Annotated in this window: 2 protein-coding genes; both read right to left on the reverse strand. The window is 70.0% G+C overall.

The window, feature by feature from the left end:
* Positions 1 to 2 precede the first annotated feature (2 nt).
* Positions 3 to 722 carry an ABC transporter ATP-binding protein gene (locus HAV39_RS42000; RefSeq protein WP_191844654.1) on the reverse strand — a complete coding sequence of 240 codons (720 nt, stop codon included), beginning with the start codon at positions 720 to 722 and terminating at the stop codon, positions 3 to 5.
* A 4-nt stretch (positions 723 to 726) separates the two neighbouring features.
* Positions 727 to 1,506 (reverse strand): ABC transporter ATP-binding protein (locus HAV39_RS42005; RefSeq protein WP_191844655.1); only part of this gene is annotated, 780 nt, incomplete at its 5' end.

The following is a 1,506-nucleotide window of genomic DNA, read 5'->3' on the forward strand; positions in this document are numbered from 1 at the left end:
GGTCAGGGGACGAGTGCGCCGTCACGTAGCGTGACGACGCGGTCGGCCATCTCCATCAGCGCCGCGTCGTGGGTGGCGACCAGCGCGGTCATGCCCCGGGCGTGGACCAGGGCGCGGAGCAGGTCCATGATCTGGCGGCCGGTCTCGGAGTCGAGCTGGCCGGTGGGTTCGTCGGCGATGAGCAGTTGGGGGTCGTTGGCCAGGGCGCGGGCGACCGCGACGCGCTGCTGCTGGCCGCCGGACAGCTCGTACGGGCGCTGGTTGGCGTGCGCGCCGACCCCGACCAGTTCCAGCAGCACCGCCACCCGCTGCTCCCGCTCGGCCGGCGGGACCTTCGCCAGGCGCAGCGGCACGCCCACGTTCTCGGCCGCGGACAGGATCGGCACGAGGCCGAACGACTGGAACACGAACCCGACCACGTCCCGGCGCAGCGAAACGAGCTGCTGCTCGGCCGCGGAGGTGACCTCCTGCCCGCCGATGAACACCTTGCCCGAGGTGGGCCGGTCCAGCCCGCCGATGATGTTGAGCAGCGTCGTCTTGCCCGCACCGGAGCGACCGCGCACCGCCACCAGCTCCCCGCGCGCGGCGGTGAACGACACATCGCGCACCGCGTGCACGACCTTGCCGCCCTGGCCGTACTCCCGGCAGACGCCTTCCACCCGCACCAGCGCCTGCTCCCGGCTGGCCCGGTAGCGGGGCACGGTGGGCAGTTCCTGCGTCATCGCCTCATCCACGGCGCACCTCCACATGGTCGGACTCCAGGTTCAGCTTCACCCGGTCCTTGAGTTCCAGTTCCTGCACGAACGACGACGGCAGCTGCATCCGGCCCGCCCGGTCCAGCACCGCGTACTCCTCACTGACCAGCTCCGTACCACCGTCGGCGGTCGCCCGCGCGCTACGGCGCACCTCCGAGGCCAACCTGCCGTCACGGATCGCCACAGTGCGCCGGACCTGCGTCGACACGTTCGGGTCGTGGGTCACCACCACCACCGTCACACCCAGCTCGGCGTTGATGGTCTGCAACGCGGTGAACACGTCCGCCGCGGTCGACTCGTCCAGCTCACCGGTCGGCTCATCAGCGAACAACACCTCCGGATCGTTGGCCACCGCCAAAGCCACCGCGACACGCTGCTGCTCACCACCGGACATCTGATCCGGCCGCCGGTCCGCGCAATACCCGACCCCGACCATCTCCAACAGCTCATAAGCCCGCTGCCGAGCCGCCCGACCCGACCGCGTGCCCGCCAACTTCATCGGCGTGAGCACGTTCTCCAACGCCGTCAGATACGGCAGCAGGTTACGGCCGGTCTGCTGCCACACGAAACCGACCATCCGCCGCCGATACGACAACCGCCGCCCAGCCTTCATCGTCAACAGGTCGTAGTCACCCACCCGGGCGATACCCGCCGTCGGCACATCCAGGCCGGACAGGATGTTCAGCAGCGTCGACTTACCCGAACCCGACGCACCCACGATGGCCAGCAACTCACCACGGTCCACCACCAG

This window comes from Catellatospora chokoriensis, from assembly GCF_011297315.1.
Lineage (GTDB): Bacteria > Actinomycetota > Actinomycetes > Mycobacteriales > Micromonosporaceae > Catellatospora > Catellatospora citrea.